Raw genomic sequence first — 305 nt, forward strand, 5'->3', positions numbered from 1 at the left:
GGCGACCCAAATGCCTTTAAGCCCCCACATCGAACTAAACCAGTAAGCACATGGCATTTCAATAAATAAAATGGCAGAGATGTTAATCAGCATCGGTACGGTTACAGTCCCACTGGCACGCATAATTGATGCAAAAATGGCACCTGCACCAAAGAATAAAATTGCCCAAAGTACAATAAATAAAAGCTGTTGCCCTAACACCACCACAGTTGGATCTGTGATGAATAAAGCCATCAAATATTTTGAAAATAGATAGCCGAGTGCAATTAAGGCACCTGTAAATAAAAAGTTCATTCCCAAAGCGG

Annotated in this window: 1 protein-coding gene; it reads right to left on the reverse strand. The window is 40.7% G+C overall.

Annotated elements, in window-relative coordinates:
- On the reverse strand, positions 1-305 hold a 305-nt coding region (locus ACNQ0W_RS25540; protein WP_417933328.1), incomplete at both ends, for an MATE family efflux transporter.

Origin of the sequence: Enterobacter cloacae complex sp. 6730903, assembly GCF_048283985.1 — a bacterium.
GTDB lineage: Bacteria > Pseudomonadota > Gammaproteobacteria > Enterobacterales > Enterobacteriaceae > Enterobacter > Enterobacter hormaechei_C.